Origin of the sequence: Pseudomonas frederiksbergensis, from assembly GCF_003732665.1 — a bacterium.
Classification (GTDB): Bacteria; Pseudomonadota; Gammaproteobacteria; order Pseudomonadales; family Pseudomonadaceae; genus Aquipseudomonas; species Aquipseudomonas frederiksbergensis_G.
Map to the genome: position 1 here is coordinate 606664 of NZ_MOBP01000012.1, position 25717 is coordinate 632380.

19 protein-coding genes and 1 tRNA gene are annotated in these 25717 nt (G+C 61.0%); 10 read left to right on the forward strand and 10 right to left on the reverse strand.

Annotated features, from left to right (window positions below; all coding sequences use genetic code 11):
- Positions 1 to 52: 52 nt before the first annotated feature.
- The 3 genes from BK665_RS19960 to phaR all read left to right on the forward strand — a co-directional run bounded on the left by BK665_RS19960 (position 53) and on the right by phaR (position 4100).
- On the forward strand, positions 53 to 1825 hold the full coding sequence (locus tag BK665_RS19960; RefSeq protein ID WP_123408349.1) for an acyl-CoA dehydrogenase C-terminal domain-containing protein: 1773 nt from the start codon (positions 53 to 55) through the stop codon (positions 1823 to 1825).
- A 132-nt stretch (positions 1826 to 1957) separates the two neighbouring features.
- Entirely contained in the window at positions 1958 to 3226 is a 1269-nt protein-coding gene (locus tag BK665_RS19965) for an OprD family porin (protein WP_123408350.1), read from the forward strand.
- 352 nt (positions 3227 to 3578) lie between these two features.
- Positions 3579 to 4100: a polyhydroxyalkanoate synthesis repressor PhaR gene (gene phaR, locus BK665_RS19970; protein ID WP_123408440.1), complete on the forward strand. Its 522-nt coding sequence runs from the start codon at positions 3579 to 3581 to the stop codon at positions 4098 to 4100.
- Positions 4101 to 4135: 35 nt separating this feature from the next.
- Here the strand turns inward: phaR and phaP are convergent, their stop codons facing one another.
- Positions 4136 to 4702: a TIGR01841 family phasin gene (gene phaP, locus BK665_RS19975; protein ID WP_123408351.1), complete on the reverse strand. Its 567-nt coding sequence runs from the start codon at positions 4700 to 4702 to the stop codon at positions 4136 to 4138.
- A 244-nt stretch (positions 4703 to 4946) separates the two neighbouring features.
- On the opposite strand from phaP, the gene BK665_RS19980 reads away from it, so the two are divergent.
- A complete protein-coding gene (locus tag BK665_RS19980; protein ID WP_123408352.1) occupies positions 4947 to 7313 on the forward strand; it encodes a DUF3141 domain-containing protein in 2367 nt (788 codons plus the stop codon).
- A gap of 21 nt (positions 7314 to 7334) precedes the next feature.
- Here BK665_RS19980 and BK665_RS19985 read toward each other — a convergent pair whose 3' ends face one another.
- The gene (locus BK665_RS19985; RefSeq protein WP_123408353.1) at positions 7335 to 8372 is read right to left on the reverse strand and encodes an AraC family transcriptional regulator; all 1038 of its coding nucleotides are present in this window, start codon (positions 8370 to 8372) and stop codon (positions 7335 to 7337) included.
- Between the two features lie 240 nt (positions 8373 to 8612).
- Here BK665_RS19985 and phbB point away from each other — a divergent pair, with 240 nt between their 5' ends.
- From phbB to BK665_RS20010, 5 genes are all read left to right on the forward strand, one after another.
- Positions 8613 to 9359 (forward strand): acetoacetyl-CoA reductase, encoded by a 747-nt coding sequence (gene phbB, locus BK665_RS19990; RefSeq protein ID WP_123408354.1) that lies wholly within the window; start codon positions 8613 to 8615, stop codon positions 9357 to 9359.
- 57 nt (positions 9360 to 9416) lie between these two features.
- Positions 9417 to 10595: an acetyl-CoA C-acetyltransferase gene (locus BK665_RS19995; protein WP_123408355.1), complete on the forward strand. Its 1179-nt coding sequence runs from the start codon at positions 9417 to 9419 to the stop codon at positions 10593 to 10595.
- Positions 10596 to 10689: 94 nt separating this feature from the next.
- The gene (phaC, locus tag BK665_RS20000) at positions 10690 to 12393 is read left to right on the forward strand and encodes a class I poly(R)-hydroxyalkanoic acid synthase (protein ID WP_123408356.1); all 1704 of its coding nucleotides are present in this window, start codon (positions 10690 to 10692) and stop codon (positions 12391 to 12393) included.
- A gap of 123 nt (positions 12394 to 12516) precedes the next feature.
- On the forward strand, positions 12517 to 13170 hold the full coding sequence (locus BK665_RS20005) for a hydrolase (protein ID WP_123408357.1): 654 nt from the start codon (positions 12517 to 12519) through the stop codon (positions 13168 to 13170).
- Positions 13171 to 13230: 60 nt separating this feature from the next.
- Positions 13231 to 14544: an OprD family porin gene (locus BK665_RS20010; protein ID WP_123408358.1), complete on the forward strand. Its 1314-nt coding sequence runs from the start codon at positions 13231 to 13233 to the stop codon at positions 14542 to 14544.
- A 280-nt stretch (positions 14545 to 14824) separates the two neighbouring features.
- On the opposite strand, the gene BK665_RS20020 is transcribed toward BK665_RS20010, so the two are convergent.
- Entirely contained in the window at positions 14825 to 15466 is a 642-nt protein-coding gene (locus tag BK665_RS20020) for a hydrolase (RefSeq protein ID WP_123408359.1), read from the reverse strand.
- Between the two features lie 143 nt (positions 15467 to 15609).
- Here BK665_RS20020 and BK665_RS20025 point away from each other — a divergent pair, with 143 nt between their 5' ends.
- The gene (locus BK665_RS20025; protein ID WP_123408360.1) at positions 15610 to 16497 is read left to right on the forward strand and encodes a LysR family transcriptional regulator; all 888 of its coding nucleotides are present in this window, start codon (positions 15610 to 15612) and stop codon (positions 16495 to 16497) included.
- Between the two features lie 3 nt (positions 16498 to 16500).
- Here BK665_RS20025 and BK665_RS20030 read toward each other — a convergent pair.
- From BK665_RS20030 to fdnG, 7 genes are all read right to left on the reverse strand, one after another.
- Positions 16501 to 16596: transfer RNA gene (locus tag BK665_RS20030), tRNA-Sec, on the reverse strand.
- Positions 16597 to 18501: a selenocysteine-specific translation elongation factor gene (gene selB / locus BK665_RS20035; RefSeq protein ID WP_123408361.1), complete on the reverse strand. Its 1905-nt coding sequence runs from the start codon at positions 18499 to 18501 to the stop codon at positions 16597 to 16599.
- On the reverse strand, positions 18498 to 19904 hold the full coding sequence (gene selA, locus BK665_RS20040) for an L-seryl-tRNA(Sec) selenium transferase (RefSeq protein WP_123408441.1): 1407 nt from the start codon (positions 19902 to 19904) through the stop codon (positions 18498 to 18500). The genes selB and selA overlap by 4 nt, the downstream gene beginning before the upstream one ends.
- A 51-nt stretch (positions 19905 to 19955) precedes the next feature.
- Positions 19956 to 20882 (reverse strand): formate dehydrogenase accessory protein FdhE, encoded by a 927-nt coding sequence (gene fdhE, locus BK665_RS20045; protein ID WP_123408362.1) that lies wholly within the window; start codon positions 20880 to 20882, stop codon positions 19956 to 19958.
- 4 nt (positions 20883 to 20886) lie between these two features.
- A complete protein-coding gene (locus tag BK665_RS20050; RefSeq protein WP_123408363.1) occupies positions 20887 to 21537 on the reverse strand; it encodes a formate dehydrogenase subunit gamma in 651 nt (216 codons plus the stop codon).
- Positions 21534 to 22469 (reverse strand): formate dehydrogenase subunit beta, encoded by a 936-nt coding sequence (fdxH, locus tag BK665_RS20055; RefSeq protein ID WP_123408364.1) that lies wholly within the window; start codon positions 22467 to 22469, stop codon positions 21534 to 21536. Before fdxH ends, BK665_RS20050 begins: the two co-directional genes overlap by 4 nt.
- Entirely contained in the window at positions 22470 to 25535 is a 3066-nt protein-coding gene (gene fdnG / locus BK665_RS20060; protein WP_148053244.1) for a formate dehydrogenase-N subunit alpha, read from the reverse strand.
- Positions 25536 to 25717 lie beyond the last annotated feature (182 nt).

Genomic DNA, 25717 nt, shown 5'->3' on the forward strand with positions numbered 1-25717 from the left:
GCACGGCCCGCCGTTGCGGCGCCGTGCCCACCGTCCCAACGAGGTTCACGTTATGCCCGAATTCAACGCTCCCCTGCGCGATATGCGCTTCGTGCTGCATGAAGTGTTCGACGCCCCGGCCCTGTGGGCGCGCCTGCCGGCCCTGGCCGACAACGTCGATGCCGACACTGCCGACGCCATTCTGGAGGAAGCGGCCAAGGTCACCTCGCACCTGATTGCGCCACTCAATCGCAGCGGTGACGAAGAAGGCGCGCATTGGGTCTATGGCCAGGTCACGACGCCGATCGGTTTCAAACAGGCTTACACCACTTACATCGAAGGTGGCTGGGTCGGGTTGTCCGGAAACGCCGATTTCGGCGGCATGGGCATGCCAAAGATGCTTTCCGTGCAGTTCGAAGAAATGCTCTACGGCGCCAATTCAAGCTTTGCGCTGTACTCGGCATTGAGTTCCGGCGCCTGTCTGGCCATCGATGCCCACGCCAGCGAAGAACTGAAAAACCTCTACCTGCCGCCGATGTACGAAGGCCGCTGGGCCGGCTCCATGTGCCTGACCGAAGCCCACGCCGGCACGGACCTGGGGCTGATCCGCACCCGCGCCGAACCCCAGCCCGACGGCAGTTACCAGCTCAGCGGCAGCAAGATCTTCATCACCGGTGGGGATCAGGACCTGACCGAAAACATCATCCACCTGGTGCTGGCCAAACTGCCGGACGCGCCGGCCGGGCCTAAAGGGATCTCGCTGTTTGTGGTGCCCAAAGTGCTGGTGAATGCCGACGGTTCCCTCGGCCATGCCAATGCGGTGAGTTGCGGTTCGATCGAACACAAGATGGGCATCAAGGCCTCGGCCACCTGCGTGATGAACTTCGACGGCGCCAGCGGTTGGCTGGTGGGAGAAGCCAACAAAGGCCTGGCGGCGATGTTCACCATGATGAATTACGAACGCCTGTCCATTGGCATTCAGGGCATCGGCTGTGCAGAAGCCTCGTATCAGAGCGCGGTGAAGTACGCCCGGGAACGGGTGCAGAGCCGTTCGCCGACCGGCGCCATGGCCCCGAACCAGATCGCTGACCCGATCATCGTCCACCCCGATGTGCGCCGCATGCTGCTCAGCATGAAAGCCATGACCGAAGGTGGCCGCGCGTTTGCCAGTTACGTCGGCCAGCAACTGGATTTGGCGAAGTTCTCCGATGACGCCCGGGAGCGTGACAACGCGCAAACCCTGGTCGCGCTGCTGACGCCCGTGGCCAAGGCGTTTTTCACCGACACCGGCCTGGAAAGCTGCATCCACGGCCAGCAAGTGTTCGGCGGCCACGGTTACATCCGCGAATGGGGCCAGGAGCAATTGGTGCGTGACGTGCGCATCGCGCAAATTTACGAAGGCACCAACGGCATCCAGGCCCTGGACCTGCTCGGGCGCAAGGTTCTGGCCGACAGCGGCGTGGCGCTGCGCCAGTTCACCGGCGAGATCCGACACTTCGCCCATCAGCCCGATGCGCCCTACTCCATTCAACTGTTCGACGCCGTGCAGCGCCTGGAAAACCTCAGCGACTGGCTGCAAGACCAGGCGGCGACCAACCGCAATGAAATCGGCGCTGCTTCGGTGGAATACCTGCACTTGTTTGGCTACGTGGCCTACGCCTGGCTGTGGGCGCGGATGGCCCAGGTCGCGAAGAAAAAGCGCAGTGAAGATCCCGCCTTTTATGGGGCGAAGATGGCCACCGCTGACTTCTATATCGAGCGTTTGCTGCCGCGCATTTTGAGCCTGGAGCAATCCATTCGCGCCGGCAGCGCCTCGTTGTATGGCCTGAGCGCCGAACAGTTCTAACGATTGAACCGCACGCGGCGCCCGCCCCGCTCCTCTCTTTGGGCGTTCGCGTTTTTTACTGAACAAGCCCTCGCCTGTCTGGCGAGGGTGCATGGCCGACTATTCCAACAATAAAAATAAAGGGGCTTCACCATGGACCGTCACACCCGCACGCTCGCTACCCGACTGTTATTGGCCAGCGGCGTCATCAGCCTATCGGCCCCCGCTTCAGCGGACTTTATCAAGGACAGCAAGGCCAGCCTGGAGCTGCGCAACTTCTACTTCAACCGCGATTTTCGCCAGGACAACGCCGCGCAATCCAAGCAAGAGGAATGGGCGCAAGGTTTTCTGCTGCGCTATGAATCTGGCTTCACGGATGGGTTGATTGGTTTTGGTGTCGATGCCATTGGTTTGCTCGGGGTCAAACTCGATTCCAGCCCGGATCGCGCCGGTTCCGGCCTGTTGCAACGCCATCGCACCACCCGCAAAGGTGCCCAGGATGAATACGGTGATCTGGGTGTCACCGCCAAGGTGCGCGCTTCCAAAACCACGTTGAAACTCGGCACTTTGCTGCCCAAGTTGCCGACGGTGCTGGCCAACGATTCGCGGCTGTTGCCCCAGACGTTCGAGGGCGGTCAGTTGACCTCGCTGGAAGTCGAAGGCCTGACCGTGGACGGCGGGCGCCTGAAACAAGTCAACCAGCGCGATTCCTCCGACTACGAAGACATGGGCATCACCCGGACCGGCGCCAAAGGCATCGTCACGCCCCACGCCACCAGCGACAGCTTCGACTTCGCCAGCCTCAACTACAAATGGACCGGTAACCTCGCCACCGGTTACAGCTATGGCCATCTCGACAACTTGTACAGCCAGCATATGGTCAACCTGACCTACGTGTTGCCGGTGACGGCGGGCCAGTCGTTCAAGAGCGATTTGCGTTTTGCCCGCTCCACCGACGATGGCGGCAGCAACGTCGATAACAAGGCGTTGGGGGCGATGTTCACCTACAGCCTCGGCGGGCATGCGCTGGGCCTGGGTTATCAGGGCATGAGCGGCGACACCGGGTTTGCCTACATCAATGGCACCGATGCGTTCCTGGTCAACTTCGTGCAGATCGGCGACTTCGCCAGCAAAGATGAAAAGTCCTGGCAGGCGCGTTATGACTACAACTTCGCGGCCATGGGCGTGCCGGGGTTGACCTTCATGACCCGCTACCTGACGGGCGACAACATCGATCTGGGGAGCAATCGTCCGGAGGGGAAGGAATGGGAGCGCGATACCGATATCGGCTATGTCGTGCAGAGTGGCCCGCTGAAGAACGTTGGGGTGAAATGGCGCAATGCGACCGTGCGCTCGACTAACTTTGGCAGTGATCTGGATGAAAATCGGTTGATCGTCAGCTACACCTTGCCGATCTGGTAAACACCTCCACTCGCCGACACACCACCCCGTAGGAGCGAGGCTTGCCCGCGAAAGCGTCGGCACATTCAACATTGATAGTGACTGACACAACGTCTTCGCGGGCAAGCCTCGCTCCTACAGGGGGGGCGCGTGGGAACTATCAAAGGAGGGACTTGCTTGTTGGCGGGTCCCTTTTTTTGATTCGGGATTTTTGGTGTTTTGGCCGGCCTCTTCGCGAGCAAGCCCGCTCCCACAGGGGATTTGTGAACGACGGGGATCCCGTGTGGGAGCGGGCTTGCTCGCGAAGGCGGCCTCAAGGACAACAAAGAAGGTTAAGATGCCTGCAAATCAGGCTCGCCGCGAGACGCCCCGCATGACCGATAACAACCCCAACACCCCCCGCCTGATCAAGAAATACCCCAATCGCCGCCTGTACGACACCCATACCAGCAGCCACTTGACCCTGGCCGACATTCGTCAATTGGTGGTCGATAAAGTCCCGTTCCAGGTGGTCGATGCCAAAAGTGGCGAGGACTTGACCCGCAGTATCCTGCTGCAAGTCATCCTCGAAGCCGAAAGCGGTGGTGAGCCGATCTTCAGCAGTGAAATGCTGATGGGCATCATCCAGTTCTACGGCCCGTATCAAGGTGTTCTCGGCAGCTACCTGGATAAAAGCATCCAGACCGTGATCGACATCCAGTCCCAGACCGGCGCCCAGTCGTCCGAGGCCTGGAGCACCTTCATGCACCAGCAGGCGCCAGTGATGCAGGACTTGATGCGCCAATACGTCGATCAGTCCAAGGCCCTGTACCTCAATACCCAGAACATGTTCGGCCTGTTCGGCGCCAAGCCGGGCACCGATAACGGGCCGAAAAAAAATGGCGATGGGGAATAATCCCATCGCCATCGGTGCTGCTGGCCTGATCTGACTTATTTGTTGCCGTTGGTAGCCTTGGCGCCCGCTTCTGGAGCGGCTTTGCCGGCGGCGGTCGCAGCGTCGAAGCCACTCTGGGCCACATCCGACGCCTGTTTTACCGCTTTCTGTGCACTTTCAAACACGGTGCCGGCATTCGCCAGGCCCGACTTGAACGCAGCAACCACTGGCTCGGAACCCGCCGGTGCATTCTTGCTGATTGACTCTACGAACTCATTCACCTGCTGGGTGCCCGCCTCAACCTGACTTTCGGTCAGTTTGGCGATGTCCGCCTGGGTGCCGACAATCAGCGCCTGCACCTGACGATTGAATTCAGCCAGGCGTTCGGTTTGCGCGCTCGGTTGGGTGAACGACGCCTGCAAATCCGCAAAACCTTGTGGATCACGCACCGCCAGCAGCTTGCGCACGCCTTCGAAGTGCTCTTCGGTGGAGTCGCGCAGTGCCTTGAACTGCAACTGGCTCAGCTGTTCAACGCTGGCGAAGACTTTGCCGCTGATCTGCTGCAGCAGGTCGAGGTTGGCTTTCTGAGTGGCTTGCAGTTTTTCCGAGTTGAAAAAAGACATGCTGAAATCTCCTGGTACTGGAAGGCCCATTCAGGCCTGAGGACGCGACAGCGATCCGGGCAGTCGTCGCGTTAGCCTTGATATTGCAGTGCACAAAAAGGTTTGGCAACGGATATTTTGTGCACCGCAAAATAAACGGTACTCCTGAAGGGGTTATTCACTATAGACTCGTGAAAATCCGATGATCGGCCTAGCCATTGCTAGTCCGGCTGACGACTCCCCCGCACCGTGTCAGGAGTTCACCATGGGTCAGGAAGAAAATATTGCGCTGCAAGATGAAGGGCTTTCCCCGGCGACCGGGTTGTTCGAGCACCTGAATCACCTACAACAGCTCAATGCCCGCAACGTGCTCGACGCAGTGCAGCAGCGCCAGGCAAAGACCTTCGCGCCGCTCAGTCAAGGCCAGCTCAAACAACCGACGGCGGCACACTGGCAGGAATACTTCACCGACCTCAGCCAGCGCAGCCTGTTGTTCTGGGACACCTTGCGCCAGCGCGGCGACAACACCCTGGCTCACGAACGTGCAGGCTTTCCGCTGCTGCTCAAGTTCGAGCACGAAACCCTGGTCAACGGCGCCGACCTGCCGCGCCCGGTCAATTACTCACTGCTGCGCATCCTCAGCCCCGAGCCAGCCATCTACAGCCAGCCACCGGTGATCATCATCGACCCACGGGGCGGGCACGGTTCGGGCATCGGCGGTTTCAAGCAGGATTCGCTGATCGGTGAAAGCCTGCGCGCCGGTCATCCCACCTACTTCATCGCGTTCAGTCACTCGCCTGCCCCCGGGCAAACCCTGGCGGATATCGTCGAGGCACAGGCGCGGTTCATCGAAACGGTCAGCGCCCGGCATCCCGCCAGCGCCAAACCCGTGGTCATCGGCAACTGCCAGGCGGGTTGGGCATTGATGGGGCTGGCGGCCACTCGGCCAGAGTTGCCGGGGCTGATCATCGTCAACGGCGCACCGCTGTCGTACTGGGCCGGGGTCAACGGGCGCAATCCGATGCGCTACACCGGCGGTCTGCTCGGTGGTGGCTGGATGGCGCGTTTGGGCAGCGATCTGGGCAATGAGCGGTTCGACGGCACCTGGCTGGTGAGCAATTTCGAAAACCTCGACCCGGCCAATACCTATTGGGGCAAGTACTACCACCTGTTCAGCGAAGTCGACACCGAAGCCGCACGCTTCCTCGATTTCGAACGCTGGTGGGGCAGCCCGACGCTGCTCAACAGCGAAGAAATCGAGATGATTGTTGACGACCTGTTCATCGGCAATCAGCTGTCCGGCGGACTCGGGCGCAAGAGCAGCGGGCTCGACCTCAAGCGCATCGAAGTGCCCGTGGTGGTGTTTTGTTCCTATGGCGACAACATCACCTCGCCGCAACAGGCGCTGGACTGGATCGCCGATGTATACCCCAGTGATCTGGCCCTGCAAAACGCCGGGCGCACCATTGTTTACCTGCGCCACGCCAGCATCGGCCACCTGGGGATTTTCGTCTCCGGCGAAGTGGCCCGGCGTGAACACCGTGAGCTGCTGGGTGCGGTCGAGACCATCAACGCCCTGCCCGCCGGGCTCTATGAAATGCTGATCGACGATCTACCCGACACGCAATACGCCGTGCGTTTCGAAGCCCGGCGCATCGCCGACATCCATGGCGAGGTGCCGCCGCCCCGGGATGATGATCGCGAGTTCGCCCTGGTCGAGCGCGCTTCGGCTATCAACAACAGCGTGTACGACGGCTTCATTCGTCCATGGTTGCGTCCGCTGATCAACGAACCGACCGCCGAGCTGCTACGCAAGGCCCATCCATTCCATCAGCAGCAAGTGCTCTGGAGCAGTTTGAACCCGGCGCTGTGGTGGCTGGCCGGCAGCGCCGCGCAGGTACGCCATGAGCGTCGCCCCGCCGCCACGGATAATCCGTTGCTGGCCTGGCAGGCGTTGTTCTCCAACCAGATTCAGGACACGTTGAACGCCTACCGCGACCTGCGCGATGCCACTCAGGAACTTTGTTTCTACGGGGTGTACGGCGCACTCAACAACCTCAGCGGCAACCTGCCGGCCCGCGATCTGCTAGCCCACGCCGAGAACCACGACAAGGTGCTGCTCGAACGCCTGCAAACCGCCCTGCCCCTGGGTGGCCTGATGGAAGCGCTGGTGCGCATCCTGTTCCTGCTGGACCGCGACAGCGACGCGCGGGGCAAAGCCAATCTCGACAAACTGTTCGAACAGATGCAGCGCTTGTTGCAGGACCACAGCGCCGTACCGCTGGACCTTCGCCAAACCCTGCAAACGCAGAAAATGCTGGTGCTTACCTATCCCCAGGAAAGCCTGCAAAGCCTGCCGCTGTTGCTGCCGGAAACCGAGGAGCGCCAGCAGGTATTGGCCGCCGTCGCCAATCTGCTGCCGGAACTGTTGAACGAGAATGCGGCCGGGCACGGGTTCTGGTGTGAGCTGCATGCATTGCTTGAGGTGCCGCTGCCGAGTTTCGACCTGACTCAACCGCCCAGCGAGGCTGATGCAGTTCTTGAACAACCCGCGCCTGTCGCCGAGGTTGAAGTCCCGACGCCACAACCCACCAAACCCCGCAAAACCTCGAAGAAACCACCAAAGAAATAAAACCGAACCGCATCGGCCAGATCAGGCCGATGCGGCTGTCTCGACATCGAAAGATTCATCCGCCCGATACTGCCCCGGCGTCATCCCGAACCACCTGCTGCACGCTTTGTTGAAACTGCTGTGGTCATGGAAACCAAGGAGATACGCCACATGCTTCATGTTGAAATGAGAATGGCGCAGGTAGTGGTCAGCCAATTGCCGGCGCACGGCGTTCTGCACATCCTTGAATTGCACCCCTTCTTTTTCCAGCGAGCGTTGCAGCGTGCGTTTGCTGATGTTGAGCGCAGCGGCGATCGACTCCATGTCGTACTGCCCCTGCCCCTGGCTCAACCGCTCGCTGATCAACGCGCGAATCCTGCAGACAATCGAGAAGCCAAACAGCAAGTCCAGTTGCGCTTCGGCAAAACTGTCGTGCAGCACCGCCAGCGCCTCGTTGGCCATGCTCAACGGGCGCAGCACTTCCTGGCCGTCGAACAGAATGCTGTCGTAAGGTGCGTCGAACTGAAGGTTGCAGCCAAACAAGCGCCGATGTTCCGAAGTGTCGGCAGGTTCGGGATAACTGAACTGCACCTGCAACGGCTGCGGCGAGTTGCCGCCTGCCAGCCAACGGCAAAATCCCATCAGGGATGCCAGTGCGGCATCGACGTATTGCCGGGGTTTGACCGAGCCGGCCTGCTGATGATCGAGTGCGGCCAACCGAAAGTTTTGCTGCTCGGCGGTGAAAAACAGGCTGAAACCGGTGCCGATCAACGGGCTGAAACGCACCAGCCGTTCTATCGCCCTTTTCAGGTTCAGGCTCGACATCATGGTGTAACCGACAATCTGGAAACTGCCGGGATGGAAGTTGCCATAGGCTTTCAAGCCGATGTCCGGATCACCGCTGGCCTGTGCGGCCAGGGCCCACAATCGATAGATCGCCCTGCGCTCGCAAAACGCGCCGGGCAGTTTCGCCAGATGGATGTCCAGTCCTGCCTCCTGGCACAGACTGGCGACATCCAGTCCTTGAGCCGAAAGCGTATTCACCAGCACGCTGGCATAGCCTGAACTCATTCTGTACATGGCGTCCTCAATGACCTGTGGTGCCGAACATCCTGTTCGGGCCATACGGATCTGCATTGAATCGAAGAATAACGGGCCGCTCGGTTTCGAGTGTTGATCCCAGTATAGGTACTCCTTGCTTTTAGCCACGTCTGTCACCGTTGGACACCAGACAGTCACCTCGCAACACTTCCCGCCGCCCCCGCCCATACCGAACAATCCTCCTATCTTGCAGCGCAAAATAGAAAAGGAAAGATGTGTATGAAGTCGCTTAGTCGTATTGCATTGGTAACCGGCGGTATGGGTGGGATTGGTACGGCGATCAGTCAGCGTCTTTACAAGGAAGGTTTCAAAGTCGTGGTGGGTTGCAGCGCCAATTCCAGCCGCAAGGAAGAATGGGCCGCCAGCCAGTCGGCAGCAGGGTTCGAGTTCGATTTTGTCTACGGTGACATCACCGACTGGGAATCGACCCGCGCGGCGTTTGAGTGGGTCAAGGATACGTACGGCCCGGTGGATGTATTGGTCAACAACGCCGGCATCACCCGTGATGCTTCGTTTCGCAAGCTCACCCCCGAAGACTGGAACGCCGTGATCGGCACCAACCTCAGCGGCATGTTCAACACCACCAAGCAGGTGATTGAAGGCATGTTGAGCAAAGGCTGGGGCCGGATCATCAACATCTCCTCGATCAACGGTCAGCGCGGCCAGTTCGGCCAGACCAACTACAGCGCGGCCAAGGCCGGCATCCATGGTTTCACCATGGCCCTGGCGCGGGAAGTGTCGGGCAAGGGCGTGACCGTCAACACCGTGTCGCCGGGCTACATCCAGACCAGCATGACCGCGGCCATTCGCCCGGACATCCTCGACAGCATGATCGCCGCGACGCCGGTCGGTCGCCTCGGCCAACCCGAGGAAATCGCCTCCATCGTCGCCTGGCTGGCATCCGATGAGTCGGCCTACAGCACCGGTGCCGACTTCTCGGTCAACGGCGGCATGAACATGCAGTAACCCGTGCAGGGCAAGGAGGCCCTGCTGCTGTTCGACATAAATCTCAAGAGGTCACCCATGAACGAAGTCGTAATCGTTGCCGCTACTCGTACCGCCATTGGCAGCTTCCAGGGTGCCTTGTCCGCGATTCCGGCCACCGAACTGGGCGCGGCGCTGATTCGCCGCTTGCTGGAACAGACCGGGATCAACGGCGACCAGATCGATGAAGTGATCCTCGGCCAAGTGCTCAGCGCCGGTGCCGGACAGAACCCGGCACGCCAGACCGCGATCAAGGCCGGCCTGCCCTTTACAGTCCCCGCCATGACGTTGAACAAGGTCTGCGGTTCGGGCCTCAAGGCTGTGCAATTGGCGGTCCAGGCCATCCGCTGTGGCGACGCCGAACTGGTGATTGCCGGCGGTCAGGAAAACATGAGCCTGGCGCCCTACGTCCTGGCCAAGGCCCGCACCGGTTTACGCCTGGGCCATGCGCAATTGCAAGACAGCGTGATTCAGGACGGTTTGTGGGATGCCTTCAACGACTACCACATGGGCATCACCGCAGAGAATCTGGCCGAGAAGTACAGCCTCACCCGTGAGCAACAGGACACCTTCGCCGCCGCCTCGCAGCAAAAAGCCGCAGCGGCTATCGAAGCCGGTTACTTCAAGCGTGAAATCACCCCGATCCTGATTCCCCAGCGCAAGGGTGAGCCGCTGGCTTTCGACACTGACGAGCAGCCACGTCCGGACAGCAGCCTCCAGTCCCTGGGCAAACTCAAACCAGCGTTCCAGAAAGACGGCAGCGTCACCGCCGGTAATTCTTCGACCCTTAACGACGGCGCCGCCGTGCTGTTGCTGGCCAGCGCCGCCAAGGCCCAGGCCCTCGGGTTGCCGGTATTGGCGCGGATCAAGGCTTACGCCAGCGCCGGTGTCGACCCGTCGATCATGGGCATCGGCCCGGTGCCGGCCACCCGCCTGGTGCTGGAAAAGGCCGGCTGGAGCCTTGATGACCTGGACCTGATCGAAGCCAATGAAGCCTTCGCCGCTCAGTCCCTGGCGGTCGGCAAGGAACTGGGCTGGGACACCAGCAAGGTCAACGTCAACGGTGGTGCGATTGCCCTCGGTCATCCGATCGGCGCCTCGGGGGCGCGGATTCTGGTGTCGCTGTTGTTTGAATTGATTCGTCGCGATGGCCATAAAGGCCTGGCCACGTTGTGCATCGGTGGCGGGCAAGGCGTCAGCCTGGTCATCGAGCGCTAGTCACACCGAACTGCTTGCCTTAGCTACTGACGCGGCACTGTTCGCGGTGTCGCGCTTTTTTCTGCCCGGTTGACCTTTGTGGGCAAGGAGTTCCATGGATAACAACGCACACACCTTCAACACTTACTGGTCTGGCCAGGTTCCGTTCATTGCCTCCTTTGCAGTGCAACAATTACGCCTGTGGGTCAGCACTAATCCGTGGTTCACAGGGCAGGAATACAACGACTGGTTTGACCTGCCCCGTGGCACCCTCGACAGCCTGCAGTCCGACTATCAACTGCAATGGGGTGACCTCGGCCAGCGCCTGATGACCGGCCAGCCGTTCACCTTCGAGGATCGACGCTTCGCCAGCGGCGCCTGGAGCCAACCGCTGTTTGGTTCGCTGGCCGCGTTTTACCTGCTCAACGCCGGTTTCCTGCTGAAGCTGCTGGACAAGTTGCCGATCAAGGACAAGAAACCGCGCCAACGCCTGCTGTACCTGGTGGAGCAAGCCATCGCCGCCGGGGCGCCAAGCAACTTTCTGGCGAGTAACCCGGATGCCTTGCAACGGGTGGTCGATACCCAGGGCGCCAGCCTGCTGACGGGGTTGCTGCACCTGGCCAGCGACCTGCAAGAAGGCAAGATGCGCCAGTGCGACAGCAATGCGTTCAAGGTCGGCGAAGATCTGGCGACAACGCCCGGCGAAGTGGTGTTCGAGAACGAATTGTTCCAGTTGATCCAGTACTACCCGCAAACCGAAACCCAGTACCGGCGCCCGGTGTTCGTGGTGCCGCCGTCGATCAACAAGTACTACATCCTCGATTTGCGCCCCGACAACTCTATGATCGGCCATCTGTTGCAGCAAGGGCATCCGGTGTTTTTGATGTCCTGGCGCAACTTCGACCAGGCACACGCCAACACCACGTGGGATGACCTGATCGAAACCGGCATCATCAAAGGCCTGCAAGTGACCCGCGAGATCAGCGGTGAGCAACGACCCAACTGCGTCGGCTTCTGCATCGGCGGCACGCTGTTAAGCACGGCGCTGGCGGTATTGGCCGCGCGCGGCGACAAAGACATCGCCAGTGTCAGCCTGTTGACCACCTTCCTCGATTACCTCGACACCGGCCCCATCGACATTTTTGTCGACGAAAAACTGGTGGCCTACCGCGAACGCACCATCGGCGGGTTGGACGGCCCTATCGGCCTGTTCAAGGGCGAGGACATGGGCAACACCTTCTCCCTGCTGCGGCCCAATGACTTGTGGTGGAACTACAACGTCGACAAATACCTCAAGGGCCAGAAGCCGGTCGCCCTGGACCTGCTGTTCTGGAATAACGACAGCACCAACCTGCCCGGCCCGATGTATTGCTGGTATCTGCGCCACACCTACCTGCAAAACGACTTGAAGTCCGGCGAGCTGGATTGCTGCGGCGTCAAACTCGACCTGCGGGCCATCGAGGCACCGGCCTACATCCTCGCCACCCACGACGACCACATCGTGCCGTGGCGAAGCGCCTACGCCAGCACCGAACTGCTCGGCGGAACCAAGCGTTTTGTGCTCGGTGCCTCGGGGCATATCGCCGGGGTGATCAACCCGCCGGCCAATCAGAAGCGTCATTACTGGACCAACAACCGCGTCAGCAAAAAACCGGACACCTGGTTCATGAATGCCCAGCAACATCCCGGTAGCTGGTGGAATGACTGGTTTGCCTGGCTGGCCGAACACGCCGGGGAGCGCCAAACCTCGGCGCTGCACATCGGCAATACCCAATACCCGGCAATTGAGTCGGCACCGGGGCGCTATGTGATGCAATGACCCGCCGCCCTGCGCGATGAACTTGCACCGCGCAGGGCTCATACAACACAGCACACCCACTCAAGATCCCCAGCCGAATCTGCGCAACCATGAGCCTTCACTCACTCCCGTAAGGACCTCGTGATGGCCATTGCAAAAGCAGTTCCCGGCAAAACCCTGCTGACCCCGACCGACCACACCCTGATCATGATCGATCACCAGTCGCAGATGTCCTTCGCAACCAAGTCCATCGATGCCGTGACCCTGCGCAACAACGCGGCACTGGTGGCCAAGGCTGCCCGTGGTTTCAAGGTCTCGACCATTCTCACCACCGTGGCCGAGAAGAGTTTTTCCGGGCCGATCTTCGATGAAATCAAGTCGGTGTTCCCGGAACACAACGTGATCGACCGCACCAGCATGAACACCTGGGAAGACGAGCGTATCGCCGTCGAAGTGAACAAGTTCGGCAAGCAGAAAATCGTCCTTGCCGGTCTCTGGACCTCGGTGTGCATCGTCGGCCCGGCGCTGTCGGCCCTGGACCAGGGCTTCGAGGTGTACTTCATCGCCGATGCCTGCGGTGATGTCTCCATCGAAGCCCATGACATGGCGATTCAACGCATGATCCAGCTTGGCGCCCGGCCAATGACCTCACTGCAATACCTGTTGGAACTGCAACGGGACTGGGCGCGCAGCGAGACCTACGAAGAAACCGTGAAAACCTCCATCGCCAACGGTGGCTCGTACGGTTTGGGGCTGATCTACGCCAAAACCATGTTCGGCGCGTCCGAAGGCCATTAAGTAACACCAGCGACTGCGCGGCTTGGCCTGCGCGGTCGCTGCCCTCGTGGTGATCGATCCATGATGTTTTCTTCGCTGAATCGCAGCCTGTGGTTGTCAATCCTGTTCGCCGGTACGGCCCTGGCGGACGAACCGGCGCCCACAGGTTTTATGAACGGCGCGACGCTTGGGGTGCTGAGCCGCAACTTCTACCTCAACAACGATTACCGCACGCCCTCGCCCTCAGGCAAAAGCTACAAAGCCGAATGGGCTCAAGGGTTTATCGGCTCTTTTGAATCCGGTTTCACCGAAGGCACGCTTGGCTTCGGCCTCGATGCGCATGCCTTTCTCGGGCTCAAGCTCGACGGTGGCAAGGGGCATTCGGGCACCGGGTTGCTGCCGGTGGATGATGACGGTCGCAGTGAACGTGACTATTCCAGTGGCGGTGGCGCGCTCAAGCTCAAAGCGTCCCGCACCACCCTGGCCTTCGGTGAAATGACCGTGGAAACACCGGTGTTCGACACGTCGGACAAACGCCTGCAACCGGAGTACGCCACGGGGTTTCTGTTGAACAGCAAGGAAATCGACGGCATGAACCTGGTGGCCGGACACTTCACGGCGTTCAAGAATCAGGACAGCTCATCGGGCAAGGGTGAATTTTTCGGTTACGGCGCCAACACCGAGGCCGGCGGGATTTCTTTCCTGGGGGCCGACCTGTTCACCAACAGTCCGCTGGGCGGCGCGTTGTATGCCTCCGAACTGAGCGACACCTGGCACCAGTACTACGGCAATCTGCACCTCAAGCAATCGAACGTGTTCCTCGACGCCAATCTCTACCACACCCAGGACACCGGCCGGGCACTGGCGGGTGCAATCGACAACACCGCCTACAGTCTGTCGGGCAAATACACCCTCGGCGCCCAAGCCTTTACCCTCGCTTACCAACAAATCAACGGTGATACGCCGTTCGATTTCGTCGGTGGCGATTCCATCTACCTGGCCAACTCGATCAAATACGCCGACTTCAACGGCGCCCATGAACGTTCCTGGCAGGCTCGTTATGACCTCGACCTGGGGGCGTTTGGCATTCCGGGGCTGAACTTCATGACCCGCTATGTGCGAGGCAGCAACATCGACGGCACCCATGCGCCCAAGGGCGGCGCCTACAACCCGTTCGACGAGGCAAGTGGCGAGTACTTGCCGCAACAAGGGGATGGTGGAAAGCATTGGGAGCGGGATATCGATTTGCGCTACATCGTGCAATCCGGTTCGGCCAAGGGCTTATCGCTGCAGTTGTCCCATGTCTCACATCGGGGCAACACCGCCCAGGCGGGCGACGACATCGACCGCGTGTATGTCGTCATCCAATACCCACTGACCTTCGGACCTTTCTGATTCACCCAAAATCCCTGTAGGAGCGAGGCTTGCCCGCGAAGGCGGTGTGTCAGTCAGCATTTCTATCGACTGACACTCCCCCTTCGCGAGCAAGCCCGCTCCCACAGGACTGGCGGTGGTCGCGGGATTGGGTTTTACACAGGACAAAATGTGGGAGCGGGCTTGCTCGCGAAGGCGGTGGGTCAGCCAGCATTTCTGTCGACTGACACTCCGCCTTCGCGAGCAAGCCCGCTCCCACTTTAGCCCTGAGCCTGGCTCAGGGCCGGTGGACGATCCTTGCTTAAGCCTTCCGCTGCGGTGCCTTGTGCACCATGGTGTAGGCGTAATCCACGCCCATGCCGTAGGCGCCGCTGTGTTCGCGCACCAGTTCCATCACCGCGTCGTAAGTTTCTTTATGAGCCCAGTCACGCTGGTATTCGAGCAGGACTTGTTGCCAGGTCACCGGCACCGCGCCGGCCTGAATCATCCGCTGCACCGACATGTCATGCGCTTCCTTGGTGGTGCCGCCGGAGGCGTCGGTGACGATGTACACCTCGTAGCCTTCAGCCAGGGCTTCGAGGGCCGGGAAGTTCAGGCAGACCTCAGTCCACAGCGCGGCCATGATCAGCTTTTTGCGCCCGGTGGCTTTCACCGCCGCCACCAGCGCCTTGTCTTCCCAGGAGTTCATCGAGGTGCGCTCGATCGGCTGCTGGTCCGGGAACACACCGAGCAATTCCGGCCAGATAAAGCCACTGAAGCTTTCAGTTTCCACCGAAGTCAGGATGGTCGGCACGTTGAAGATCTTCGCCGTCTTGGCCAGGGCCACGGTGTTGTTCTTCAGGGTCTGGCGATCGATCGATTGCACGCCGAAGGACATCTGCGGCTGGTGGTCGATCAGGATCAGGGCGGAGTTGGTTGGGTTGAGCAATTCACGGATGGACATGGCGAGTTCCTTTTGATGTCGATGAGTTCTGTTTAATGGGCTAGCCGTTGTTTGCTGCCGGCTTGTGGCTAATTTAGGCGCTAGCGATAAAAGGAACAATTCCCTAGAATCGGGAATCATTGATTCCAAATTAGGGACAATCCTTGGATCGTATCGAATGCATGCGCGCCTTTATCGTCACCGTCGGTGAAAACGGCTTCGCCGCCGCAGCCCGGGCAATGGACGTGCCGCGTTCCAAAGTCAGCAAACAGATTCAGGCATTGGAAGAAGCCATCGGCGTGCAGTTGCTGCAACGCACCACCCGCAGCCTGCACCTGACCGAGGCCGGCGCCGAGTATTACGATGCGGCGCGGGAACTGATCGCCTCGCTGGACGAAGCCGAGCAGCGGGCGCGGGATGGCATCGGGGAATTGCGCGGCGTGCTGCGGATCAACGCGCCGATGTCCTTCGGCTTGCGGCGTTTGGGACCGCTGATTCCGCTGTTCCATGAACTGCACCCGAACATCGAGTTGCAGCTTGTTCTGAGCGACCAGCAAGTGGACCCGGTGCGCGGCGGTTTTGATGTAACGCTGCGGATTGCGAGCATGCCGGACTCATCGATGATCGCACGCCTCATCGCCCCGGCCCCACGGATCATGGTTGCTTCGCCGGCCTACCTGAAACGTGCCGGCACGCCGCAAACCCCCAAAGAGCTGACCAGCCACCAATGCCTGAACTACGGCTACCTGCAAAGCGGCGTCAGCCTGCAACTGAGCAACGGCAAGGACACGCAACGGGTCAACGTCACCGGCCCCCTGCACGCCAACAACGGCGACTTGCTGGCCCAGGCCGCCGAAGCCGGCATGGGCATCGCCCTGCTCCCGGATTTCATCGTCGAAGACGCGCTGGCGGCCGGTCGGCTGGTGCCGGTGCTGTGCGAGTGGCAGGCGCCGCCGATCACCATCAACGCGGTCTACCCCTCGGCGCGGCGGGTGCCGCAGAAGACCCGCACGTTCATTGATTTCCTGATCAAGGAACTGGCGCCGCGTTGAAATTGGCGGAAGGCAGCCGGAGTCGAACCTGCCCGGGAACGGATGCCGTCCCCAACCGGGTTTGAAGCCCGGCCGCGCCACCGGGCGCGATTGCCTTCCTTATTCGTTGGCCTGGGCCAGTGCACTGTCGAGGCGGATCTGGCGGCGGTCGCCGATACGTCGGGTCAGGCCAATCCGGTCGAAGTACTCAAGAATCTGCACACTGCGCTTGCGCCCCAGCCCTACCGCATCGCGAAACGCCGCAACCTCGATCACCGGGTTTTCCCCGGCCAGTTGCATCAGCATAGCCGCCAATTGCCGCAGCACCGCGTCGGTATAAAACAGGTCGCGCACCACTTGGTGCAGCAGTCCCAATCGCGCCATTTTGCGCAGCAGCAAGCGCACTGCCGCTTCGTCATGCCCCAGGTCACGCACCCACGGTGGATTGAAACCGGCCTGTTCGAAGGTGGGCTGCAATTGCTGCCACAAGGCTTTGTCTTCAACGCTCAGGCGTACCTGGTGATCGGGCAGATGCAGCCACGGGCCGCTGCTGACGAGGGCGCCACTGGCGAGCAATTCGTCGAGCAGGCTGATGAACGTTGGGCGGTCCAGGGTGGTGCCGGTGAAGCGGCGCAGGCGATCACGGTCCGGGCCCATTTGGTCCGGTTCCAGTTGATGGAAGCGTGCGAGGTGTTCCAGCAGCGGCGATTTGAGCGCTTCCCAGCGTTCGGCACTGAACAGCAGCGGACCTTGGCGCGTGTTGATCAGGCGCACGTCGGCGGGCAACGCCCAGCTATCGCGCGGTCGGTTGAATTGGCGCTCCAGGCGTTGCGGATCAAGGCCGGTGTCGCTGTGGGCCAGCAGCGCGGGCATCACGGCTTCAAGGCTGTCGGTACTGACGAGGGCTTGTAGCTGCGCCAGTCGCTCGGGGCTACGGCGATGGCGGCTCGGTGCGAAGGGATCGAGTACTCGGCCACCACCGAGGGTGCGTTGGGCGCTCTGGTCGCGCAGGATCAAGGGATCGCCCTTCACCGCGTGCACTGGCGTGTTCAGCAGCAGTTGCGCGAACATGCGCTCGCCGGGGGCCAGGCTCGGGCCTTCCAGCAACGCCACGCGTCCGGTCACGTCCTGGGTGCCGAGGTGCACGTGCACAGGATGGAAATGCGCGAACGCGGTGGCTTCGCTGGGCAGCAGTTGCATCTCGACGTCTAGCCGCTGGGTCGGCGCGTGCAACCACTCGGCCAGCAGCCATTGGCCTCGGTGGATCTTCTGCAGATTCAAGCGCTCGCCACTCAGGTTCAAGGCGACCCGTTGCCCGGCGGACGCCTGCTCGGCAGGCTGATTCTGCGCATGCAGACCCCGCACTCGCACCGGTTTGCCCTGTGGCCCGAGCAGTAACGTATCGCCCACGGTGACGGCGCCGGACAACGCCGTACCCGTCACCACAATGCCCGCGCCAGCCACGCTGAAAGCACGGTCAATCGCCAGTCGAAACCCGCCAAGGGTGCTGCGTTGGAGCACGTCCTTTTGCGCCTCGAGCAAAGCATCACGCAATCCCTCGATACCCTCACCCGTGACACTCGACACCGCCATCAACGGCGCGCCCGCGAAGGGTCCAGGCGCCAATAACCTTGAGATCTGCGCCCGGACTTCCTCGATTCGACCCGATTCAACCCGATCACTCTTGGTAATAGCCACCAGCGCCCGAGGAATCCCCAGCAGCTCGACAATCGCCAGATGCTCCCGCGTCTGGGGCATCACCCCGTCATCCGCCGCCACCACCAGCAACACCCGATCAATCCCTTGCGCGCCGGCGAGCATGTTGTGGGTGAAACGCTCATGCCCCGGCACGTCGATAAACCCGGTCAACTCAGCCCCTGGTTCCAGCGCCGCATAGAGATAGCCGAGGTCGATGGTCATGCCCCGCTCCCGCTCCTCGCGGCGACGATCCCCTTGCTGACCGGTCAAGGCCTCAAGCAACAACGTCTTGCCGTGGTCGATGTGCCCAGCGGTGCCGACGATCACCCCTGCCCTCCGTGCAACTGGTCGAGTTGCGCCAGCCATGCCACTTCGTCGTCCAGTTGCCGCAGGTCCAGCCACAAGGCATCGTCATCGATGCGCCCAAGTACCGGAATCGGCAAGGCGCGAAATGCTGTTTCCAATCCAAGCAACAATCGACCCCGCAGGCGTTTGGACACCAGCGGCCGCAGGCACAACGCCCCGCTCGGCAAGCGCGCCACCGGTTGGCTGCCACTGCCGATCATCCCCAGTGCCGGCACTGCGCTGACATTCCAGCCCTCCCCCAACCTCTGCGCCAGTGACGGTTGCAGGCGTTCGGCCTGGGCGAGGATGTCAGCCTGTGTCCGGGTCAGCAGGCGCAGACTCGGCAAACGTTCGGCCAGCCGATCAGGATCGCGGTACAAACCCAGCACCGCTTCAAGCGCCGCCAAGGTCAGTTTGTCCACCCGCAACGCCCGTTTCAGCGGGTTTTTCTTGATCTTCGCGATCAAATCCTTGCGCCCGACGATCAACCCGGCCTGAGGCCCGCCGAGCAACTTATCGCCGCTAAACGTCACGATATCCGCCCCGTCGAGCAGCGCCTGACGCACCGTCGGTTCCGCCGGCAAGCCCCAGCGCGTCAGGTCCAGCAGACTGCCGCTGCCCAAATCCTCCAGCAACGGCAACGCATGCTTGTGCGCCAACTCGGCCAGTTCAGCGGTCGGCACACTGGTAGTGAAACCCGAGATGGCGTAGTTGCTCGCGTGCACGCGCATGATCAACCCACTGCGCAGGCCGATGGCCGCCTCGTAGTCCTTGGCGTGGGTGCGATTGGTGGTGCCGACTTCAACCAGTTTCACCCCGGCCCGGGCCATGATGTCGGGAATGCGAAACGCACCGCCGATCTCGATCAACTCGCCCCGGGAGATGATGCCTTCCTTGCGTGCGCCGAGGCTGTTGAGGGTCAGCAGCACCGCCGCCGCGTTGTTGTTGACCACGGTGACCGCTTCGGCGCCGGTCAATTCGCGAATCAGGCCTTCGATCAAATCGTCACGGTCACCGCGTTTGCCGCTGTTCAGATCAAATTCAAGATTGATCGGATAGCGCGCCGCCATTTGCACCGCTTCGATGGCTTCTTCCGGCAACAACGCCCGCCCCAGATTGGTGTGCAGCACGGTCCCGGTGAGGTTGAACACCTGGCGCACATGGCTGCGATGCTGGGCAATCAAGCGTTCTCCGGCCCGGCCCGCCAGCACTTCAGGCGCAATCTCCACTGCCGCCAGTTGCCCCGACAACACCGGTTCGCGCAGGTCATCCAGCAACTGCCGCAGGCTGGCGAGCAAGGCATGACGCCCATAGCGCTCGGCCAGGGGCCGGCACGCCGGGTGGCGCAATAGACTGTCGATGGAAGGTAGACGCAGGTTGGACATCAGCAGCACCCGAAAGCAATGGACCGTCGCGCCTGAGTGTAGACGCTGGGGTTAATCGCTTCCGGGCGCTAAAAGCAGATTCGGCGCCAGGCGTTGATAGCCTTCCTGCTCCAGCCGCATATCCAGCAGCAGGCTGGTCAGGTCGGTGGACAGCGCTTCCGCTTCGGCATCGTTTTCCAGGTAGAGCAATTTCAGGTAGCTGTTGCACCCCGGACAGACCTCCGCCCGCAACGGCGCCTGATTCGCCGCGTGGCGATCATCGTCGAGGCTGACGTACTCCAGGCCTTTGCTCTGTTCGCAATACACGCACTTGACCCGCACCACGTGCCATTCACAGGCGCACAGCGAACACACCAGATAGCGCAAACCGTTGTACTTGCCGCGATGGCGAATCACCCCGGCCATGGCCGGCGAACCACAGGCCGGGCATTGGCTGAGGCTGTCGCCGGGCTTGAGGTCGAGGTTCGGCGTGTCCAGCAACCAGTGACTCCAGGCAACTTGCAGGGCAGCGCCGAGGAATGGCACCACTTCGGCCGGCAATAACGAATATTGACCGCTGACCAACGCAACGCCCCAAGCCTTGAGCTGTCCGGGATTGGCACCCAGCAGCGTGTTGATCGCGCTTTTGACCGCCGTTTGTGGCGGTGGCTTATAGCGCAGCAACAAGGCGTACAGAAACGGCAGCCATTCACCCTCGCGCACCAGGCTGTCGGCGGCGAACGGCGGTAAACCGTGCTGCTGGCAGACATTCAATCGTTCGGCGTCTGGCAGCTCATCAACCGGCAGGTCATCCAGCATTTCCTGTTGCAGATGACACAACCCGGCCACCAGCCGCAGGTAATCGGCCAGCGGATGCCCCTCGGCTAACCGCTCCAGCCCCAGCGCCCGCAAGGTAAACAGGTTGCGCGGTGGCAAATGCAGAAACGGCGGTGAACTCGCCGCCGCTTCAATCTCGCCTGGCTCAAGAATCGTCGCCACGTGCTTATCCTTTTCTGATCGGTCGGTCGGGGTCTTCGTCGCGGGTCACTTCCCGATACCACAGTTCATGGTGCTTCTTCGCCCAGGCGCGGCTGACCCAACCGTGGACCATGGCGCTGATCGAGCCCTTGATCCAGATTCCGGCGTAGATGTGCACGATGATGCTCAATACCAGCACAAACCCCGCCAGCGCATGCAGCAGCATGGCCCAGCGAATCAGCGTGATGCCGAAATACACGCTGAAATACGCGCGCCAGATCACCAACCCCGTGAACAACAACCCTAACATGCACAACAGCAACGTCCAGAACAGCAGCTTCTGCCCAGGGTTGTACTTGCCAATCGGCGGCACGCCTTCTTCTTCGTTCTGGATCACCCGGTCGATGCGCTTGAGCCACAGCCCATCGTTGCGGATGAAATAGTTGGCAGTCCAGAAGCGGAACACCAGACCGAGAAACAGCACAAACATCACAACGCCCATGAACGGATGCAGAATCCGCGTCCACGGCCCGCCGCCAAACAGATTGCTCAGCCAGAACAGCGCCGGGTGAAACAGCGCCAGCCCCGAGAGCGCGGCCATGAAAAATAGGATCGCCACCAGCCAGTGATTGGTGCGCTGGTTGGCGGTGTAGCGCAGGATCTGCTTGCGGATCATGGTCTGTCCTCCCCGCGCGGATCAAAGGTGTGCACCGACGGATCGACTTCGTGCACCGCCGGGTCCTTGAACGGTGGCAGCTCATCCTCTTCCACAATTTGCGGCCCGATGCGCACGTAATGGAAAAATCCGACCACCACCGCCAGGCCCATGGCCAATAAGCCCAAGGGTTTGCTCACGCCTTTCCACAAGCCCACCAACGGGCTGATTTCAGGATCTTTCGCCAGCCCGGCGTAAATCTGCGGCGTATCGGCGTGGTGCAGCACGTACATCACATGGGTGCCACCAACCCCGGCCGGGTCGTACAAACCGGCGTTTTCAAAGCCACGGCTCTTGAGATCGACGATGCGTTCGGCGGCGTGTTCCTTCATGTCTTCCTTGGTGCCGAAGACGATGGCGCCGGTCGGGCAGGTTTTCACGCAGGCCGGTTCCAGGCCCACGGCGACCCGATCCGAACACAGCGTGCACTTGTAGGCCTTGTGGTCCTTTTGCGAGATGCGCGGAATGTTGAACGGGCAACCGGTGATGCAATAGCCGCAGCCGATGCAATGGTCCTGGTCGAAATCAACGATGCCATTGGCGTGCTTGATGATCGCCCCGGGGCTGGGGCACGCCGCCAGGCAACCGGGCTCGGCGCAGTGCATGCAGCCGTCCTTGCGGATCAGCCATTCCAGGTTGCCGGCGTCGGTTTCATGCTCGGTAAAGCGCATCAGCGTCCAGGTTTCGGAGGTCAGGTCCTGGGGATTGTCGTAGGTGCCGAGGTTATGGCCGACGTCGTCGCGCAGTTCGTTCCATTCCGAACAGGCGACCTGGCAGGCCTTGCAGCCGATGCATTTGGTGGTGTCGATCAGCTTCGCCACTTCTTCCTGGTTACGTGCCGACGGCGGCACTGTCGTGGTGGCCGAGCGGGCAATGATGTCTTGGCTGGCCATTTAGACTTTCTCCACGTTGACCAGGAATGACTTGGATTCCGGGGTCTGGGAATTACCATCACCGAGGAACGGCACCAGGGTGTTGGTGAGGTAACCGTGACGCGTCAACCCGGTAAACCCCCAATGCAGCGGGATACCGATGTGGTGCACCACCTGGCCGTTGACCTGCAACGGCCGGATACGCTTGGTCACCACCGCCACCGCTTCGATAAAGCCGCGCTTGCTGCTGACCCGCACCTTGTCGCCAGCCACGATGCCTTTTTCCTTGGCCAGCACCTCGCCGATCTCGACGAATTGCTCCGGCTGGGCAATCGCGTTGAGCTTGCAGTGCTTGCTCCAGAAGTGGAAATGCTCGGTCAGCCGATAACTGGTCGCGGCGTAGGGGTAATCCTTGGCCACGCCGAGGGTGTCCCACACCGAATCGAAGATCCGCGCCGCCGGGTTGCTGGTGGCTTTCTTGTTGTTGGGGTGCAGCGGGTTGATGCCGATCGGAGTTTCGAACGGTTCGTAGTGCTCGGGGAATGGCCCTTCGTTCATCTTGTCCACGGCGAAGAACCGCGCCACGCCTTCGGGGTTCATGATGAACGGGTTCATCCCGGCCTCTGGTGCCGAGTCAACCTTGAAGTCCGGCACATCGGTGCCGCCCCAGGCCTTGCCGTTCCACCACACCAGGCGTTTTTTCTCGTCCCACGGTTCGCCCTGTACGTCCGCCGAAGCGCGGTTGTAGAGAATCCGCCGATTGGCTGGCCAGGCCCAGGCCCATCCCAAATGTTGCTTCATGCCGTATGGATCGCTGTTATCGCGACGGGCCATCTGGTTACCGGTTTCGGTCCAACTGCCGCAGAAAATCCAGCAGCCGGACGCGGTGCTGCCGTCGTCCTTGAGCTGGCCGAACCCGGCCAGTTGCGCGTTGCCCTTGATCGCCGCGCCGGTGGCATCGGTGAAATCGACGGTGGCGTTGCCGTTGATTTCCTTGGCCAGTTCTTCTGGAGATGGTTCGTCGGGGATTTTGTACGGCCACGACAGTTTCAGCAGTGGATCGGGATAAGCCCCGCCCTCAGCCTGATAACGCTTGCGCAGGCGCAAGAACAATTCGCCCATGATTTTGATGTCGGTCTGCGCTTCCCCCGGCCCGTCGGCACCTTTCCAGTGCCATTGCAGCCAGCGACTGCTATTGACCAGCGAACCGTCCTCTTCGGCAAAACACGTGGTCGGCAGGCGGATGACTTCGGTGTGGATGTCGGCACTGGTCACGTCGTTGTACGGCCCGACGTTTTTCCAGAATTCCGAGGTCTCGGTGGACAGAGGGTCCATCACCACCAGCCATTTGAGCTTGGCCAGCGCTGCCATCACCCGGTTTTTATCCGGCAACGCGGCAATCGGGTTGAAGCCCTGGCACATATAGCCGTTGACCTTGCCCTGGCCCATCAGGTCGAACATTTTCAGGATGTCGTAGTTGGGGATGTCGAGTTTGGGCAGGTAGTCGTAGGCCCAATTGTTCTCGGCCGTGGCGTTGTTGCCGTACCAGGACTTCATCAGGCTGACGTGGAACTTGCTGTAGTTCTGCCAGTAGGACAACTGCCCCGGCCGCAATGGCGTTTGCGTGCGTTTGGTGATGTAGGCCTGGTAATCCTGCTCGGCATCTACGCCCAGGGTCAGGTAGCCGGGCAGCGCGTTGGAGAGCAAACCGAGGTCGGTCAGGCCCTGGATGTTGGAGTGCCCGCGCAAGGCGTTGACCCCGCCGCCGGGCATGCCGACATTGCCCAGCAGCAGTTGCACCATCGCCGCGCTGCGGATGATTTGCGAACCGATGGAATGTTGGGTCCAGCCCAGGGCGTAGAGAATCGTCATGGTTTTGCCCGGTGTCGAGCAAGTGGCGATTTCTTCCCAGATTTTCTTGATCGCGTCCACGGGCATGCCGCAGATCTGGCTGGCCAGGTCGATGTTGTAGCGGCTGTAGTGGGTTTTCATCAGTTGATAGACGCAGCGCGGGTCTTGCAGGGTCGGGTCGACCTTGGCAAAACCGTCCTCGCCCAGTTCATAGCCCCAACCGGACTTGTCGGTGTACAGGCGTTTTTCCGCGTCATAGCCGCTGAAAATCCCGTCCTCGAAGCCGAATCCGGCTTTGACGATGAATGACACGTCGGTGTAGTTGCGCACGTATTCGTGCTGGATCTTGTCCTCGGTCAGCAGGTAATTGATCAACCCGCCCATGAAGGCGATGTCGGTGCCGGTGCGGATCGGCGCGTAATAGTCGGCCACGGACGCGGTGCGGGTGAAGCGCGGATCGACCACGATCAGCCGGGCCTTGTTGTGGGCCTTGGCTTCGGTCACCCATTTAAAGCCGCAAGGGTGCGCTTCTGCTGCGTTGCCGCCCATTACCAGGATCAAGTTCGCATTGGCGATATCGGTCCAGGTATTGGTCATGGCACCACGGCCGTACGTCGGGGCAAGACTTGCCACCGTCGGACCGTGTCAGACACGCGCCTGGTTATCGAACCCCAGCATGCCCAGGCTGCGAATCACCTTGTGGGTGATGTAGCCCGCTTCATTGGACGCCGCCGAGGCCGCGAGGAAACCGGTGGTCAGCCAGCGGTTCACCGTTTCGCCCTTGGCGTTTTTCTCGATGAAATTGGCGTCGCGGTCGGTCTTCATCAGGTCGACCACACGGTCCAGGGCTTCATCCCAGGAAATGCGTGTCCATTCGCTGCTGCCAGGCTTGCGTACTTGCGGGTACTGCAAGCGGCTGGGGCTGTGAATGAAGTCCAGCAGGCCCGCGCCTTTGGGGCACAGGGTGCCGCGGTTGACCGGGTGATCGGCGTCGCCTTCGATATGGATGATGCTCTGGGCGACGTTCTTGGCCTGGTCGCCCTGGCTGTACATGATCAAGCCGCAACCCACCGAGCAGTACGGGCAGGTGTTGCGGGTTTCATGGGTGTGGGCGAGTTTGAAATGACGCACTTGCTCGGCGAAGGCCGGCGTGGGCAGCATGCCCAGCGCGCCGAGGCTCGAGCCCGCAAGGCCGATACCGGCGACCTTGAAGAACTGACGACGGTTGAGGTCCATCGTGCACTCCTGTTTTTCTGGACAAACACGGTTGCGGCAGCGAGGCGGCCGGTACTTCAAACTTTAGGCCAGGGTTATAAGTTCAAATATGAAAACCGACCGTCGGCACCCCACAGAGCCTCCCCTGTGGGAGCGGGCTTGCTCGCGAATGCGGTCTTACATTCAACATTTTTGCTGACTGA